Here is a 17,240-nt window from a genome sequence, read left to right on the forward strand (position 1 = left end):
CCTCATTCTCCAATTCCAGATTGTACAATGTTGACTTTTGCTTTTACAGAAACATCTATAGATGGATACATGTTTGAAAGTTGTTTTATACTCCATTTTCTAGAGCGACTTTTAATTTGATCACGAATTCCAAGTGGATCTATGTTTTTATTTTGAAATTGATTGATGAGTGCCGTTAAATGCTTCTCAATATTTTCTTGTAATTGTGCTTCAATATAAGAAATACTTTTAGGGTTTTCTAAATTAATCCAGCTAGGGAAATCTTTAATTAAACCATTTAGTGTCACTTTAATTTCTACTTTAGGTGAAGAATTGTTATCTGTAATATGATAGGTGCTATTTCCCGATAAGCTGTGAATGACAGCAACACCCTTATTTTTTCCTCTTTGTATATTCACTTCGTATCGTCCATTTTTAGTTGGATTTATGACTAATTTAATTAAAAATGAGTCTTCAGTATTCGTATACATCATAATTTTATCTTTTTTTAAAAATACAAGGCCTTGAAGAGAAGCAGAATCTTCACCGTCTATTCGGATATAGGGAAGAAAAGGATCACATCCAAATGAGAAATAACTATATAGAAAAACGTGTAAATTTGTTTTCGGTATACTTTCGTTTGCAACATTTTGATCAATTAGTTCTGATAAATATAGAGATCCGTTTTTTACCGTATGTTTTAGTAATTGTTCTGCTGTGCCATCTACAAATGCAATTTGTACATCTCGTCCAATATTCGGATCGCGTTGCAAATTTCCAATGATATTTGAAATTCCCTGTTTACTTAAATTTGATCCAAATACAATCATTCGTGTTTGGCCTACTACTAGCTTGTGAGGAGATTTTGCAGCTAAATTAGCTGCAATTACTTCTCCTGAGCGTCCGACTGATGATAAAGTTTTTGGGGTTTTATTTTTTCCAAGATTGTAAACAGGGTATATAATAGTTCCTTTAAATTTGTTATCTTTCGTTAAATCAAATCCAACAGTATGAACAATTCGCATTTCATCTACAATTTGTGATTGTGCACAACTAGAAAGAAAAAATAGTAAGCATATAAGGAATGGAAAGAAAAAGTTTCTCATGTTTTGTCACCATTCTGTTTTGTTTTTGCTTTCATTGGATTAAAGCGCCAGTTCGATTTTGGTCGGAGGTAAGAAGGGCGCTTTGCTGACATACTGAATGGATAGCGGACAAATGCTTCCGATGAATCAATCCCCCTAAATGGATAAAGCGGTAATAAGTAAGGTGAACCAAGCGATTTTAAATGAATTAAGTGAGCCAAAATAAAAGTAAAACCAATTATTAAACCGAGACCACCCATCATACCAGCTAATATAATAAGTGGAAATCGCAGGATACGAATCGTATTAGACATTTTAATTGTTGGGGTTGTAAAAGCAGCGAGTGCTGATAGAGCAACGGCAATGAGCAAAATTGTACTTGTCAAAGCAGCCTCCACTGTTGCTTGCCCAATGACAATGCCACCGACGATACCAAGCGTTTGTCCAATCTTTGGCGGTAAGCGTGCTCCCGCTTCTCGTAATAATTCAATCGTGATTTCTAAAAAAAGAACTTCTAATACAGGCGGAAAAGGTACGTTTGCTCTAGAGAAAACAATAGGGCCTACTAGATCTGTTGGAATCATTTGATAATGATATGTTAAAACAGCTGTATAAATCGCTGAAGAAAAAATAGAGAATAAAGCTCCGAAAAATCGAATAAAACGAAAAAATGATCCAATAATCCACGGTAAATAATAATCTTCTGGTGAAATAAAGAAATCAAATAAATTTGTTGGGCCAGCCAAAATATAAGGAGAACCATTTGTTACAATGATTACTTGCCCACATATTAATGCGTATATAGCGCGATCTAGGCGCTCTGTAGATAGCAGAAGCGGAAAGAATGAATTACTATTATCACTAATGAGTTGTTCAACTAATGTTGCGTCAAATGAAACATCAAAATCAGTATCCTGCAATCTTTGCACTACAGTGTTGACATGTTGTTCATTTGTAATTCCTTCGATATAACCAACAACGAGCTGTGTTTTTGATATAGATCCAACTGTAACTTCTTTAAAGATAAGATTTTCTGTTACAACGCTTTTTCTCAATAAATGAAGATTGACATCGAGACTTTCAACAAATCCAACTTTCGGTCCAATCACACTATATTCATTTTCAGTATCATTATATATACGACTGCCTGGAACTGTACTTTCGGCACGAATTAGAGCATAATCATCCTTTTGTGAGACATTTCGAAGTTGTATTAATATAAATCCACCTAATAATTTTTCACGAATTTCCTCTATAGAAGGAGATAAGATAATTTCTTCAATCGGAACAATATTAGATAAATCTTCTATTTTTTCAATGTTTGCTAGCTGTTCTTTTATAGGAGAAAGAATAAAACGTTTTAGTACAAGTTCTTCTGATACGGATTTGATATAAAATATACGTAAATTCTCATCGTCCGTTATGCTAAAATGCAGAAAATCCATCGATTGCTTCATTGTTTCAATAAATTCTGGTATGGAACAATTATTTTTGTTACTCTTTTGTTGTTTTTTTTCTTTTTTTCCGAACGGTAAACGAAACATAGGGTTCACCTCTTTCCGGTTTAGAAAATACCTTTGTTAGTTTTTAGAAATAAATGTAGAATTATACGGAGAAATATGTGAAAAGTAGGTTGGGATATTCCATATGTTTCCGCATTGATAGTAGAGGAAAAGAAACATCATCTTGTTAAAAGCTAGAAGGTAGCTTTCGAAGATATGTACTTGGCATATAAGGAGAATGACCATTAAATTGTGATTGTATAAAAAGAAGGAAGAAGCATGTAGTTGCCTCTTCCTTCTTTTTATTTATTTTGCCTTTTCCATTTTCAGCGATGCTTTTAATTTTTTCATTTCTGTTTTAATATCTTCTTTTTTGACATTTAATTTTTCAGCAATTTGTTTTACATGCATACCGTCTTTTTTCATTTTTAATACATCATTTAATGGTGTGCCGCTTTTTTGTGAAATAATGTTCAGTACAGCAAGATGGAATAAAGATACTTCATAGTCGCGCATTGTTTGTTTCACTTGATCCGGAGTAGATTTTTGCATCTCTGCTACTTTTTGTAACAGTTTTCCTTCCATTTCTTTGCTCATATGATGTTTATGAAATTTATGAAGTTTCTTTGGATCAACGCCAAAGTGCTGCGCAGTTTCTTTCCATGTATGCTTTTGTTTATAGTACTCTAATACAGCATTAATATCTTTTCCACTTAGCTTTGCGATACGTGCCGCTTTCCAAATTTCATGTTTTTTATATCCTTTTTCTATTAGTGATTTGTATTGTTCTTCAGAAATGAATTTGTGGTGTTTCGCTACTTGTTTCGTTTCTTGTTTTGGTTCTGATTGCGAGGTATCGGTAGAAGCGTATGCCGTTAGCGATGTTGCTCCGCATAATAATGATAACGCTAACATTCCTGTTACTAACTTTTTCTTCATGTTTTATCACTCCTATAAGTAGTAAACTGCTTGCGTTATATAGCTTATCCAAAAATTATGACAAAACTATGAACAAATTATGTTTTTATTTGTAAGAAAGAAAAGAGAAATAGAAAGTTGTTTCCATAAGATAAGAGTTTTAAAATGGAGAAAAAGATCTCAATGAATGGAGAAGATGCTGCGATGCATGTATTAATTGTAGAGGATAATGAGAGCGTGTGTTCAATGCTTGAAATGTTTTTTATGAAAGAAGACTTTCAAGCAACATTTGTCGCAGATGGTTTAGAAGCATATTCATTGTTTCAAAAGAAAGATTGGGATTTGCTTATTGTAGATTGGATGATTCCAGGCATGGATGGTATAAAACTATGTCAAAAAATACGAGAAAGCAGTGATGTTCCTATTATCATGTTAACAGCAAAAGATAGTGAAGCCGATCAAGTGCTAGGATTAGAAATCGGGGCAGATGATTATGTAACGAAGCCGTTTAGTCCGCTTACGTTAATCGCAAGGATGAAGGCGGTTGTACGCCGTTTATCAAAAAAACAGGTAAAAAACGAAATCAATCATTTTCATATTAATGAAGAAACAAGAGAAGTATTTTTAGACGGTGAAAAAGTGGAAAATTTAACGCCAAAAGAGTTTGAGTTGCTCGTTTTTTTCACGAAGCACCCACGCCAAGTATTTCGAAGGGAACAGCTCTTAGAACGCATTTGGGGATATCAATTTTACGGGGATGAACGAACGGTGGATGTACATATTAAACGGCTTCGTAAAAAAATTAGCACTGACTCACATATGTGGATTCATACGGTTTGGGGCGTTGGTTATAAATTTGATGAAGTGGTAGCTGGCTGTGAAAAGGATTAAGTATTTTTATAAGCTATTGTTTAGTTACATTTTTATTTTACTTGTTGCATTTATTTTATTAAGTGTCATGTTTTTAAGTTTAGCTAAAAATCTTGCTTACGAGACAAAGGTAGAAGAGCTGACTTCTTATGGGACTAAAATTATTGATGAGCTTGAGAAAAAGGAAATGAATGTTCATGTTGTGAAATTGAAACATTTCTCTAGTCTATTGCATGCGTGTGACACGAAGTTTTTTATCTTTAATGAAAAGGGAGAAATTATACAATCACCAGTTCGGGTAAAGAAAAAACCATTGTTAAGTGAGGCAGAATGGAAGAAGATTCAACATGGTGAAACATTGAAAATAAAACGAGACGTGAAAAAATTTGAACAACCTGTATCAATTGTTGCGATTCCATATGTGAGAGATGGTGAACTGCAAGGTGGTGTGATGTTAACAGCTCCCATTCACAGCACACTTGAAATTATTAAGGAATTAAATCGTTATTTATTAATTGCAGCAGGTGTTACATTTTTAATTGTGCTAGTGGTCAGTATTTTTTTCTCACGCTCTTTAGTAAGGCGGGTGCAGCGTCTTCGCCACGCAACCGCAATGATTGCAAAAGGTCAGTATGATGTGCATATTCCTATTGGCCAATATGATGAAATTGGCTTGCTCGGAGATGATTTTAACAATATGGCACAGCAGCTTCATAAAGCACAGACAGAAATCAATCGTTTAGAAAAGCGAAAGCGGCAATTTATTGCTGACGTTTCACATGAATTAAAAACACCGCTGACGACAATTAATGGTTTAGTAGAAGGAATGAAAAATGACCTCATTCCGGAGGAGAAAAAGCAGCGCTGCTTTGAGATGATGGAACAAGAAACGAAACGACTCATTCGCCTTGTTAATGAAACATTAGACTACGAAAAGATTCTTTCTAATGAAATCACACTTCAAAAAGAAGAGATTGAAGTAAAGGAAGTCTTTGAAGTAATTAGTGAACAATTGGAACTGCAAGCAAAGGAGAAGGGGAATACAATTCGGATTCATGTTCCTGCTAGTTTATTTGTTTATGCTGACTATGACCGGCTGCTGCAAATTTTGCTGAACATCACAAAAAATAGTCTACAATTTACCGAGAATGGAACAATTATGTTACGAGGAAAAGAAGAAAGGCAAATGACCATTATTGAAATTGAAGATACGGGTATTGGGATGGACCGAGAAGAAGTATCTGCAATATGGTCACGCTTTTATAAAGCTGATACATCTAGGACAAATAGTTATGGTGAATTTGGCCTAGGATTATCGATTGTAAAAGAACTTGTGAAGTTGCATAATGGAACGATTGAAGTAAAGAGTGAACAAGGTAAAGGAACAACGTTTATCATATGTTTTCCACGATGAAAAATCGTCTTACTAAGTAGGGCGATTTTTTTATTTTACTGAAATTGGGGCATTTGTTTTTTTATATTAAATATTGATTTATATGAGGAAACTATACTATAATTGATATTGATAATCTTTATCAACAATTAGCATATACATATAGATATAAAGTTATGAGGGAGAGGAATATATGACAACTTATACTTCCATTGCAAATGTTATTAAAGAAAGAAGGTCTATTCGTACCTTTACAAATAAATCAGTAGAAAAGGAATTATTAATCGAACTATTAAATCATGCAACATGGGCACCGAATCATCAGCATCGCGAGCCATGGAAATGTAAATTATTTATGGGAGATGGCCGTAAAAAATTTGTAGACGCTGTTTTAAACTCTTTTTCACCAGAAGAAAGAGAAAAACGCGGAAAAATGTTAACGGAACGTTTTATGAGTACGCCAGCTCAAATTGTTGTTTATATGGATGAAGATCCACGCCAAGCGCAGCGTGATGAAGATTATGCCGCTGTATGTGCATTTATGCAAAACTTCCAGCTCCTAGCTTGGGAACGTCAATTAGGTGTTGTTTGGAAAACTGGCGGGCTTATTTACAACCCTGCTTTCATGAAGGCAATTGGTTTAACGAAAGGACAACGAATTGTTGGTATTTTACATGTTGGGTATTTTGATAAAGCTCCAGAAGGCAAAGAGCGTACACTAATTACGGAGAAGTTAGAGATTATTGAAGGGTAATGAAAGAAGGATGCTTATTAAATTGTAAGCATCCTTCTTTGTTATATAAGTTCTGCTGGAAGTGTAAAAGTTCCATCTTTATGTTGAGTTAACGTATGAACGCTTGTGATCGCACTCGTATGTATAACACCAAAAATATGTGGATAATGTTCCCCGTTTGCAGCTAATTCGTACTTAATTTCTGCTTGTACACGTTCTGAATCAATTGTTAAAAATACAATAGACGATTCTGCTGCAAAATGTTTATGAGCAACTTGTAATGATTGATTGAGAAATGAGCAGTGAATGAATCCCTCATCCTGTAAGGAAGGTTCGGTAATTACTCCTTTTTCTTTTGCATTTTCCCATGCTTGCAGTGTCATAACTTTGATAATTGTATTCATAAGATTGTCCCCTTTGTCATGAATGTTCTCTAAAGGGAATTTTACATGTTTTGCAAGGTAATTGTAAGCAAAATAAATGGATGTAATTTCTTTAATCTTCATGAAAGCTTGTTTTTCCTCATACACTTTCATAAGGGAACGTGTAAGGAGGGAACAGAGATGAGAAGTAGTGAGGACAAAGCATTACAATATGCAATTGCAGAAATTACGGAAATTGCGACAGGGTTTGGATTAGATTTTTATCCGATGCGCTATGAAATTTGTCCAGCTGATATTATTTATACATTTGGTGCATATGGTATGCCAACGCGTTTTTCACATTGGAGCTTTGGGAAGCAATTTTATAAGATGAAACTTCACTATGATTTAGGACTCAGTAAAATATATGAGCTCGTTATTAACTCCGATCCATGTTATGCCTTTTTGCTCGATACAAATTCATTGATTCAAAATAAACTTATTGTCGCTCACGTATTGGCACATTGTGATTTCTTTAAAAACAATATTCGTTTCTCTAATACGAAACGCGATATGGTTGAAAGTATGGCGGCAACTGCAGAGCGAGTTAAAAATTATGAACATAAATACGGAAAAAAAGAAGTAGAAACTTTTTTAGATGCTGTGCTAGCTATTCAAGAGCACATTGATCCTTCACTTATGAGGCCGAAGCTTGCATGGAGTGCGGATGATCAAGAAGAGGAAGAAATAAAGAGGGCTGCCACGCCGTACGATGATTTATGGAATTTAGAGAATCGAAATAAGAAACGAGAATTACCTAATGTACGGAAGAAAAGAAAAATTCCTCCGCAACCAGAAAAAGATTTACTTCTTTTTATTGAAGAATATAGCCGCGAATTAGAAGAGTGGCAGCGTGATATTTTAACGATGATGCGTGAGGAAATGCTGTATTTCTGGCCACAACTTGAAACGAAAATCATGAACGAGGGCTGGGCGTCGTATTGGCATCAACGCATCCTTCGTGAAATGGACTTAAGCTCAGATGAAGCAATAGAATTTGCAAAACTAAACGCGGGGGTTGTACAGCCATCAAAAACAAGTATTAACCCGTACTATCTCGGCATCAAAATTTTCGAAGATATTGAAGAGCGTTACGATAATCCGACAGAAGAAATGATACGCCGAGGCGCAAAACCAAACTCAGGAAGAGAGAAAATCTTTGAAGTACGCGAAATTGAATGGGACGTATCGTTCCTCCGAAATTACTTAAACAAAGAACTTGTTATGCGGGAAGATATGTACTTATTCCAGCGGCAAGGGAAGGATTATAAAGTCGTCGATAAAGATTGGGAAAATGTTCGGGATCAGTTAGTGAATATGAGGACAAATGGTGGATTTCCGTATTTAGTTGTTGAAGATGGAGACCATCTAAAGAACGGAGAATTGTACATTAAGCATTGTTATGAAGGAATTGAACTGGACCTGAAATATTTAGAGAAAGTATTGCCGTACATTCATCAATTATGGGGAAGAACAGTGCATATGGAGTCAATTGTGGAAAATAAAAGTGTTGTATTTTCTTATGATGGGAAGATGGTGCATCGGAAGTATGTGTGAGAGCCGCTGGAGAACCAGCGGCTTTTTTTTGTTGGCAGTGTAGGAGAAAAGTATTTATATATCATATTTACTTTTAAATTCAAAAATCTCATCAACAGCTTGGTGATACCCGCCCGATTTTTGAAAGGATTCACTAATGTTGCCAACAGCCTTTAGGAAAGAAGGATTGTGTAATACTTGGTCCGCAGTTTCACGGAGTTGGTCAGCGCTCAGACTGTGCATGCTTAAATTGATACCTGCTCCGATATTAGCAACTCTTTGAGCAACAAAAGGCTGATCCGCGCTTTGTGGGATTACAATTAGCGGAATCTCGTAATAGAGACCTTCATGGGTACTGTTCATTCCACCATGTGTGATAAATAATTTAGAGTGTTTTAGTACTTCGGTTTGTGGAACATAATTTTTTACAATGAAGTTTTTAGGAATATCCCCTAAATCAGATATTTGAACTTTTTTCCCAATAGACATGACAACGGTATGATCAGTGTTCTCAAATGCCTTAAAACAAAGCTTATAGAAATCAATTGCTTGATTAAAGACAGTACCCAGTGAAATATAAATTGGGCTTTTTTCCTTGATTGTAGTAAGGTCGAAGTTTTCTTGCGTTAATCGTGAAGAGATGGATGGACCTACAAATTTGTATGTTTCGTCAAATGTTTCTCCAAAAGGTTGAAATTCTCTAGTTGTATAAACGATTGTAATTGGTGCAGGGTTACAAAAAACTTCATAAGGAGAAGTGATTTCAACACCATATTTTTCTTTCATTTTTGTTGTTAGGTTTTGAAAATCATTATTTATCCTTTTAGCAATTTCCGTTGGGATATTTTGCGAAAGATGTTCTAACATTTTTTTAAATGACATTTCAGTCTGAGCAAAAGATGTACACGAATTAATTGCAGGGAGCTTTAGAATTTGAGAAAGTAAACGTCCACAGCCAAACATAGAATCGTGAATGATATAATCAAAATGTTCTCCCTGAATCTGTTCAAGAACGCTAGGTATAACGATATCCGCCGTATGTAAAAGACCGTTGATTCTTTCGGATAAATAATTTCTTCCACCTGAGATAAAGGCTTGTATAAATTTTTGGTCATCAAATGTTCGTACAGTAGCTCCCGTTTTCTCGATACGCTCCCGAAAAGCTTCTATTGTGAAGTACACTACCTCTTCTCCGCGTGCAATAAGCTCTTGTACAACACCAATTGTTGGATTGATATGTCCTTCTGATCCACCATTAATAAATAAAACACGTGCCATTATAATCACTCCTTAGGTAAAATGTTCTGTAATAGTACGGATCACTGTCCTACATCATTGCTCAACTCAATTACAAGTATCAGAATACGATAGTTGTGTGTCCTCTATGTGACCTAACGTATGTTAAAAAATAAATTTTTCATAACTAATAACTTCATTTTTTTACTTTAAACGTTGTTTCTTTCTTTTCTATACGATCCACGAAGTGCAAATCGATTATTCTTTTAACAACTGCTAATCTAAGTCCATAGTTTTCGGTTGTTCTTGTTATTTAAAAACTAATAAAGTAATGTTTTTTTCAGTCGCCAATAATCCTAAATTTGGATGTGACTCTTCAATAGGAAGGCATCTTTTTCATGAAAACTGTTATGAATATAAACAACAAAAAAGTTTTAAAAAGAGACTTGAACCTAACACGATGTCAGGTTGTATAGTAATTTTACCGGTGAAATTACTTCGTACGAAATGAGGGGTTGATTCTGAATAAAAAAACTTGGAAAGTTGGAGAATTAGCTAAACAAACTGGACTTACGGTACGGATGCTCCATCATTATGACAAGATGGGATTGTTTTCTCCCTCGGAATCATCTGATAAGGGACATAGGATTTACACTGAAACAGATATTGCCAAACTGCAACAAATTATGTCACTTAAACAATTAGGTTTTGGTTTAGGTCAGATTAAAGAAATGATAGAAGATCCAAATTTAAATCCGGCCGAAGTTATAAAAGTACAGCTAGAAAGTGTAAAAGAGTTCATTCGGATACAAGACCAATTGTGCAGTCGGTTGGAAAGAATATATGAGTTGCTTAACAGTCAACGAGAAGTGAGCGCAGAACAATTTATAAATTTAATTGAGGTGATTAATATGAGTAAAGAAAACTATTTTACCCAAGAGCAACAAGATAAGATGTTCAAACAAATGGGACTAGAGGAAAGAAAACAATGTGTAAGTGAATGGGCTGAAATAACTGCAAAGATACGAATGGAATATGAGAAAGGAACACCACCCGAAAACCTAGACGTAGCACAATTAGCAAAACAATGGAGTGAGCTCCTCAATAGGTTGACTTTTAAGGATCCTGAAATCTCCAAAGCAGCTGAACGTTATTATAAAGAAAATCCTGAAGTGGGAGAGAAATTAGGAATAGATAAGATTGATAAACAGCTTTCTGACTACATCAAGGATGCTGTGTCACACAGTTAAATTCATCTTTATTATCACAGAAAAAGTCGTAAGCATTTGTATAACTACGACTTTTTCTTTTTGCCCAATCGAACGGGAGTATTGAATAATCTCTTAGACTTGAAAAACTTTATTTGGGGGCATTTACTATTGTATTTATCAATATTTAAGCAACTTTAAAGAGCAATACTACAGCTCGTAAGTAGTAGTACTCTTGGTTTTTTACATCGGAAGTGTGTGTAAAGGTCGCTAGGGAAGCCGAACACTATAGAAAATAAATAACGTGAGCCCGGTACAATACCAGACTCACGTTATTTAGAGATGCGCTTTTTTAATTAAGCACTCTTACTTACAAAATCCATTTCCTTTTGCAATTTCATAAATGAACGATACATTCCAATTCTCCAAGATACAATCATCGCAAAAGCAAGTAAGAAGAACATACCGCTTAATTGTCCTAAATCAATTGATTGACTTAAGTATTCTTTCATACCGATGCGGACAGCAAGTAAACCGACTAAAATAACTATAAATGCTTTAGAAGGTATTAAATAGATGTCTTGTCCGCGTATTTCAAATTTTGATGTTTTAATAAGAAAAATAGAGAAAAATAAACCAACGATAACTGCTTCCCAAATTTCTGATGTTGTTAATCGGAATTCCGGTAAGATGTACATACATGCTCCGGTACTCATAAAAATCGGTGGGAGTATAATTTTTTTTAATGATACAGGTTTCTTTGCTGATTTTAAGCGAATGATCATCATTCCAATAGCCATGCAAAGAGCAACAATACTCATTATAACAGCTAAGTTCATATGTTTTTCCTCCTATTTAGCGGAAATATTATAATTTACGGCTTATCCTTTGAATGATTTTTTTAATAGAATCATAAACCAAACTAGTGCAATGCCAATGAGAGTATGAGACGTTCCTGCTATATGGCTTAACCCCTTAAAATCAGTTCCATTTATTTGTAGAAATCCACGGGCTGCCATTGAAGAAACTGTTGAAATCAATGCTATATTATAAACGATGAACCATGCGTTAAAACTTTTTGCTTCATGGAATGCAAATGATTTTGATAATGCAAAGGCAATTAAAAAGAACAAAAAGCCAAGAACTAATATATGTGTGTGCAAAAGGTTCAGCAGAGTAGTGCCTTGAATTCCCTGCGCTTTTGCATATTCTCTTGCAAATACACCGGAAAATAAACCGATAATTAAATAGATAAAAGATGCATTATATAACTTTTTCATAATAACCTCCTAAGGTAGTATTGGCAATGTTTATTTTTGGGAATAAAGCCATGTTAAAAGCCGTGTTTGAAAGCTACCTTGTCATTCCGTATATGAGGCCAGAAATATATGGGATTAACCAAATGAACCATACGATAACGCTTAGTGTGTGGAATGTTGTCATCATTTTTCTATCTTTTCTTATTAACACAACCGTTGCCCAAACAGCATGGAATAGCATAAGTAAAATTGCTGATAAGCCTGTTATTCCGTGAAAGCTGAGGAGAGATCCTGCTGAAGCCATTTTCTCCATTAATGTGGTTCCGAGCGTATCACATACTAATCCAAGCCAAAAAATAATGACATGCCAAGGTTTTAATGTTTTTTGAAATTTTTCACTCCATACTCCGATTGTATAAAAAATGAGTGCAGCTGTAATACATGTAATAGCAGATGCTAACACGTTCATCATTCCTTCCTAAGAATCATTTGCTTTATATAAAGCATGTTACATGAGAATTATGAATAGAATATGAACGCAATATTACATAAAAATTTGCTTAATCATTATATTAGAATTGTATTATGATGTAAATAAAAAGTGAAGGTGTATTTTAAATGAAAGAAAACTTTCTTATTCCCTAGTCAAATAAGGGGATAAGAAAGTTTCTCTAATTTAACATTTGCTTTTAAATTTCGTTGTTTTTTAGTAATTTTCCATCTCGAAGTGTTAAAATTCGATCACATACATCAAGCATTTTTTCATCGTGTGTAATCATAATGGCTGCTTTTTTCTTTTTCTTAACTTCCTGCTTCATTAATTCAACTACTTCTCTAGCACGTTTTGAATCAAGACTAGCAGTAGGTTCATCGGCTAAAATTAAATCTGGATTATTCATAAAAGCACGAGCAATGGCTACACGTTGTTTTTCACCGCCTGAAAGTTGATTTGGATAATGATTCATTCGATGTGATAATCCAAATGTTTTCAGTAATTCAGTTGCAAACTTGTCAGCTTCTTTTTTATTTTCTCCCTTTAACTTAGCGATATATAAAAGTTGTTCTTTAACCGATAAGAAAGGTACAAGATTTGCGAATTGGAATATGAATCCAATTTTTTCTAAACGAATACTTGTCATCTCTTTTTCAGATAAATTCGTTACGTTTTGATCAGAAATATAAATGTTTCCTTTTGAAGGGGAGAGAAGTGCACCCGCAATGGAAAGCAATGTACTTTTTCCTGAACCTGATGGACCAACAATACCGATAAATTCGCCTTCTTTTACATCTAATGTAATTGGATGCAGGGCAGTTACTTCTGTATCTCCTTCGCCATATACTTTACTTACTTGTTCAAGCTTTAATAATGACGCTGGGTTATCCCATTTCACTTCTGTTACCATTACATTCCACCTCCGATTGCTTCTAGTGCATCTACTTTCAATACTTGATATAGAGAAATTAGTGTACCGAATATACTAATTAAGATAAAGATACCTGAATATTGCGCGATTGTTGTTGTTGTTAATAAGAATGGCATGCCGGCTGGTAAAACAGTTTCCACTGCAAGGATTAAGCCAATGCCGATTACAAGAGCAACACCAGATAAGAAGATAGATTGTACAACTAAATTACCTGCTAAATATGAGTTTTTTGTTCCGATTGCTTTTAATACGCCTAATTGGTGTGTTTTTTGTAATGTAATAACATAGAAGAAAACACCGATTAATAATGCTGAAATTACAAGTAAAAACGCAATAATCATCGTTAACGTTCCTTGTTCTTCTTTATAACCTGGAATACCTTGAAGTACTTCTTTTTTATCAACAATTTTTACATTATCTGTATTATCGATTTTTTTATCAGTATTTAGAGCGATGATACTGTAATCTTTTTCATTTGGCAGTGAAATAGCGCTCCATACATTTTCATTCATATGAACAACTGGTGTATGGCTAAACATTTGATTTTCTGTAAAACCGACAACTTTGAAAGTTTTCTTAGAAATAGGATCTACTAGCTTATCTCCAAGCTTTATACCTTTTTCTTTGATGGATTCATCAGCAACGATTTCATCGTCTGCTAAAGCGCTGTTTTTCCCTTCAATCACTTTTGGGGCAATGAATGAATCTTGTTTACTTGCAAAAATAGCAGCGTCAACTTTCTTTGAACTTCCTTCTTTTTCAAATGACGTCATTTTAAGATGCATTGGAACCGCATCTTTTTCATCAACTTGTGCTAATACTTTATCTACGTCGTCTTTCTTAATTTGAGAGCGTAATAATTTACCCTCGGCATCACTTGATACTACAAACTTGTCTGCTTTCATTTCGATAATGGAAGAGGCATTATCATGAGATAACCCATTTGCTAAACCTGATATGATAAGTACAAGAAATGATAAAAGTATCATAATTGTACCGATTAATCCGTATCGTAATTTTGATTGTTTTAATTCTTTAAGTGCTAAAAACATTACGTCCATTCCTCCTTGTTTCGTTCTATGCTCTTATCATAAAGAGGAAATATGAACGGAATATGAACAAAAGATTACAAAAGAAGAGTCTATAGGTTATATAGACTCTTCTTATTATTTCGGAAGGTAAATAGAGAAGGTAGTGCCTTTTCCTAATTCACTCTTAACTGTTATTGCTCCGCCACTGATGGTTAAAACGATGAACCATTAGGTTATTTCAAATCTGTTGGAATTGAAGAAATTTGCTTAGAACGGTTTGGTTTGAAAAAAATTAGAATCGAAGGGAGCAGCATACCACGAACAAGGAACGTATCAATTAAAATTCCCATTGTCATTGTCAAACCGAACAGAAAGAGTTCCTGAAGTGGTTGCGTAATGAGTACGCCGAATGTAGCTGCGAGTATAATACCAGCTGATGAAATGACGCCTCCTGTTAAGGCAACCCCGCGTGCCACAGCTTCTTTCCATTCATACTTTTGCGCCTCTTCTTTGATTCGGGATACGAGCATAATATTATAGTCCACCCCTAATGCAATGAGAAAAACAAAGGTGTAGACAGGTAGACGATAGCTAATCGAGTCGTAACCTAAAATATAATGAAAGATCATCCAACCTAGTCCTAGCGTTGCTGAATAAGAAAGTAACATTGTTATCATCATAGTGAACGCGATAATGATAGATCGTGATTGATATGTCAGCATAATGAGAATGAAAAGGGAAATGAGCGAGAACGTCACGATCGTATCTTTTTGATTTAAAGATTGCACATCTAATTGCTGTGCTGTTTGCCCGCTATAATGCAATGAATATTGCTCTGAATCGAAGCCGCTTTTTGTTAACAAGTCCTTACTATTGCCCTGGAGCGTACTTATTGTATTTAAAGCTGCTTTATCGTATGGGTTGTCTTGCAAAGTCAATTGTAGTCTGATGGCATGCTTTTCTTCTGATAAGAAATTTTTTGGCAAATTCGCATTGGGTGCCGCTAATGCGGAAGTGATTTCCGGTGTGACGGTGTTTATCCCATCTAGTTTTTTCATTGCGTTTGATAATGAAGCTAATTTATCAAGAAAGGATTGATCCAGTACAATTTCTTTGTCTGATTTTAAAATGACAGTCACAGGTGCTAATTGTCCTGGTGGAAAGTTTTCCTCTAAAATTTCAAAACCTTGCCGCGATGAAATGTCATTTGGAAATGACTTCATTAAATTAAATGAATATTTCATAGATCCAACGTTCAGTGAAGCAAGAATGAGCATAATTAACAGTATACTTGCTGTGATGGAAGGCTTTTTCTTTACAAAAGTGCCTACATTTGTCCAGAAGCCGCTTAACTTTTCTTCTTTTTCGGCTACTTTTGGAATGAAAGGCCAAAATGCTTTTCGACCTACTAGTGCAAATAGAGCGGGAATGAGTGTGATGCCTCCAAGAAGAATGAACACCATGGCAACTGAAAATACTGGGGCAAAGTTATGATATGCATTAAAAACAGCAAAGAACAATGTAAGCATCGCAACCAGCACTGTTCCGCCGCTGAATAAAATAGGTTCCATTACTTGCGTTAATGCAGCTTGCATCGCATCGTACTTCGAACTCGTCTTTTTTAGCTCTTCTTTATAACGAGCTAAGATGAATAAACAATAATCTGTCAAAACAGCAAAGAGCAGAATCATCATAATGGAAAGAGCTTGTTTTTCAACGACGAACCATCCATTTTGGCCTGCTAATCCTAAAATGCGATCGACTACTTCATATACGATACCGGCAATGATTAATGGAATGACAGCGAGCAATGGGGAGCGATAAATGATGATTAATATAATGAGAATTAATCCGATTGTTGCAAACATTAATACGAAGTCAGCATTTTTGAACAGCGTAATCGTATCCGCTGCAATTCCAGCTGGACCTGTAATCTCAAGCTTTAAGTCACCGATATCCATTTGTTTTACATGGTTTCGAATTTGATCTAATGTCTCATAAATTTGATCTGATTCTAAACCTTTTGTCAGGGCAACATTTAAAAGAATAGTCGTGTTATCTTTGGAGAACATTTTATCTTGTGTGGCTTTTGGAAGCTTATGAAATGGTAAGGAACTTGCGACATTTTTTGGTTTATCATCTGAAGAAAGCCACTTGCTAATTTCTGAAATTTTTGCGCGCTCGGCCTCAGTGATGGCGTTTTTTCCATGAAAAACAAAGAGGGCGACGGCACCATCTTTGGATAGAAATTGTTCGTCTAATATCTTTTGCGCTACAGCAGATGGCGTATCTTCATGTATGCTTCCTTCGCCACTGCTTGTTGCGTATTTTTTGGCTGATGGTGCGATGAAACTTAAAACGCCAATAGCAAGAATCCAGCCGATTAAAACTATTTTGGCACCTTTTGGACTACTTATAAAACGAGCAAGTTTGGATAAAGGACGATTCATCACATATGTAACCTCCTTTTTTAATTTCAGGAAAATTTTAGAATAGAAATATGAACGGAATATGAACGGAATATTACAAAAATTATGTCGATAATTAGTTCTTCACTTTGTTTCTATTTTGTGAACAAATGGAAATATTGAGCTTGAAATGTTGCTTAAATGTTTTTTTATGTTTATTATATACCTATAGGGGT

General features: G+C 34.8%; 16 protein-coding genes. 5 read left to right on the plus strand and 11 right to left on the minus strand.

Annotation, left to right across the window (positions count from 1 at the left end; genetic code table 11):
* Window positions 1–2: 2 nt before the first annotated feature.
* The 3 genes from ACFQZ1_RS25710 to ACFQZ1_RS25720 form a co-directional block, all read right to left on the minus strand.
* Window positions 3–1,085: a Ger(x)C family spore germination protein gene (locus ACFQZ1_RS25710; RefSeq protein ID WP_377885027.1), complete on the minus strand. Its 1,083-nt coding sequence runs from the start codon at window positions 1,083–1,085 to the stop codon at window positions 3–5.
* The gene (locus ACFQZ1_RS25715) at window positions 1,082–2,608 is read right to left on the minus strand and encodes a spore germination protein (protein WP_377885028.1); all 1,527 of its coding nucleotides are present in this window, start codon (window positions 2,606–2,608) and stop codon (window positions 1,082–1,084) included. The genes ACFQZ1_RS25710 and ACFQZ1_RS25715 overlap by 4 nt, the downstream gene beginning before the upstream one ends.
* 264 nt (window positions 2,609–2,872) lie before the next feature.
* Window positions 2,873–3,505, minus strand: coding sequence for a hypothetical protein (locus tag ACFQZ1_RS25720; RefSeq protein WP_377885029.1), 633 nt, complete (start codon window positions 3,503–3,505; stop codon window positions 2,873–2,875).
* 183 nt (window positions 3,506–3,688) lie between these two features.
* On the opposite strand from ACFQZ1_RS25720, the gene ACFQZ1_RS25725 reads away from it, so the two are divergent.
* From ACFQZ1_RS25725 to ACFQZ1_RS25735, 3 genes are all read left to right on the plus strand, one after another.
* Window positions 3,689–4,375, plus strand: coding sequence for a winged helix-turn-helix domain-containing protein (locus tag ACFQZ1_RS25725; protein ID WP_377885163.1), 687 nt, complete (start codon window positions 3,689–3,691; stop codon window positions 4,373–4,375).
* Entirely contained in the window at window positions 4,362–5,768 is a 1,407-nt protein-coding gene (locus ACFQZ1_RS25730; RefSeq protein WP_377885030.1) for a sensor histidine kinase, read from the plus strand. The genes ACFQZ1_RS25725 and ACFQZ1_RS25730 overlap by 14 nt, the downstream gene beginning before the upstream one ends.
* Before the next feature lie 172 nt (window positions 5,769–5,940).
* Window positions 5,941–6,501 carry a nitroreductase family protein gene (locus tag ACFQZ1_RS25735; RefSeq protein WP_377885031.1) on the plus strand — a complete coding sequence of 187 codons (561 nt, stop codon included), beginning with the start codon at window positions 5,941–5,943 and terminating at the stop codon, window positions 6,499–6,501.
* 41 nt (window positions 6,502–6,542) lie between these two features.
* Here the strand turns inward: ACFQZ1_RS25735 and ACFQZ1_RS25740 are convergent, their stop codons facing one another.
* On the minus strand, window positions 6,543–6,884 hold the full coding sequence (locus ACFQZ1_RS25740; RefSeq protein ID WP_377885032.1) for a DUF952 domain-containing protein: 342 nt from the start codon (window positions 6,882–6,884) through the stop codon (window positions 6,543–6,545).
* 159 nt (window positions 6,885–7,043) lie between these two features.
* Here ACFQZ1_RS25740 and ACFQZ1_RS25745 point away from each other — a divergent pair, with 159 nt between their 5' ends.
* Complete coding sequence (locus tag ACFQZ1_RS25745) at window positions 7,044–8,459, plus strand: SpoVR family protein (protein WP_377885033.1); 1,416 nt, start codon at window positions 7,044–7,046, stop codon at window positions 8,457–8,459.
* 54 nt (window positions 8,460–8,513) lie between these two features.
* Here the strand turns inward: ACFQZ1_RS25745 and ACFQZ1_RS25750 are convergent, their stop codons facing one another.
* Window positions 8,514–9,716, minus strand: a complete 1,203-nt coding sequence (locus ACFQZ1_RS25750) for a macrolide family glycosyltransferase (RefSeq protein WP_377885034.1) — start codon at window positions 9,714–9,716, stop codon at window positions 8,514–8,516.
* A 473-nt stretch (window positions 9,717–10,189) separates the two neighbouring features.
* Here ACFQZ1_RS25750 and ACFQZ1_RS25755 point away from each other — a divergent pair, with 473 nt between their 5' ends.
* Complete coding sequence (locus tag ACFQZ1_RS25755) at window positions 10,190–10,924, plus strand: MerR family transcriptional regulator (protein ID WP_377885035.1); 735 nt, start codon at window positions 10,190–10,192, stop codon at window positions 10,922–10,924.
* 314 nt (window positions 10,925–11,238) lie between these two features.
* On the opposite strand, the gene ACFQZ1_RS25760 is transcribed toward ACFQZ1_RS25755, so the two are convergent.
* The 6 genes from ACFQZ1_RS25760 to ACFQZ1_RS25785 all read right to left on the minus strand — a co-directional run bounded on the left by ACFQZ1_RS25760 (window position 11,239) and on the right by ACFQZ1_RS25785 (window position 17,046).
* Window positions 11,239–11,721 carry a CcdC family protein gene (locus ACFQZ1_RS25760; RefSeq protein WP_377885036.1) on the minus strand — a complete coding sequence of 161 codons (483 nt, stop codon included), beginning with the start codon at window positions 11,719–11,721 and terminating at the stop codon, window positions 11,239–11,241.
* A 42-nt stretch (window positions 11,722–11,763) separates the two neighbouring features.
* Window positions 11,764–12,162, minus strand: a complete 399-nt coding sequence (locus tag ACFQZ1_RS25765; protein WP_377885037.1) for a DUF2871 domain-containing protein — start codon at window positions 12,160–12,162, stop codon at window positions 11,764–11,766.
* A 73-nt stretch (window positions 12,163–12,235) separates the two neighbouring features.
* Window positions 12,236–12,604 carry an HsmA family protein gene (locus ACFQZ1_RS25770; protein WP_377885164.1) on the minus strand — a complete coding sequence of 123 codons (369 nt, stop codon included), beginning with the start codon at window positions 12,602–12,604 and terminating at the stop codon, window positions 12,236–12,238.
* 226 nt (window positions 12,605–12,830) lie between these two features.
* A complete protein-coding gene (locus tag ACFQZ1_RS25775; RefSeq protein WP_377885038.1) occupies window positions 12,831–13,544 on the minus strand; it encodes an ABC transporter ATP-binding protein in 714 nt (237 codons plus the stop codon).
* Window positions 13,544–14,617 carry an ABC transporter permease gene (locus ACFQZ1_RS25780; RefSeq protein WP_377885039.1) on the minus strand — a complete coding sequence of 358 codons (1,074 nt, stop codon included), beginning with the start codon at window positions 14,615–14,617 and terminating at the stop codon, window positions 13,544–13,546. The genes ACFQZ1_RS25775 and ACFQZ1_RS25780 overlap by 1 nt, the downstream gene beginning before the upstream one ends.
* 212 nt (window positions 14,618–14,829) lie before the next feature.
* The gene (locus ACFQZ1_RS25785; RefSeq protein ID WP_377885165.1) at window positions 14,830–17,046 is read right to left on the minus strand and encodes an MMPL family transporter; all 2,217 of its coding nucleotides are present in this window, start codon (window positions 17,044–17,046) and stop codon (window positions 14,830–14,832) included.
* Between the last annotated feature and the right edge of the window lie 194 nt (window positions 17,047–17,240).

The sequence above is a fragment of the Bacillus sp. CGMCC 1.60114 genome (assembly GCF_042676365.1).
Taxonomy (GTDB): Bacteria; Bacillota; Bacilli; order Bacillales; family Bacillaceae_G; genus Bacillus_A; species Bacillus_A rhizoplanae_A.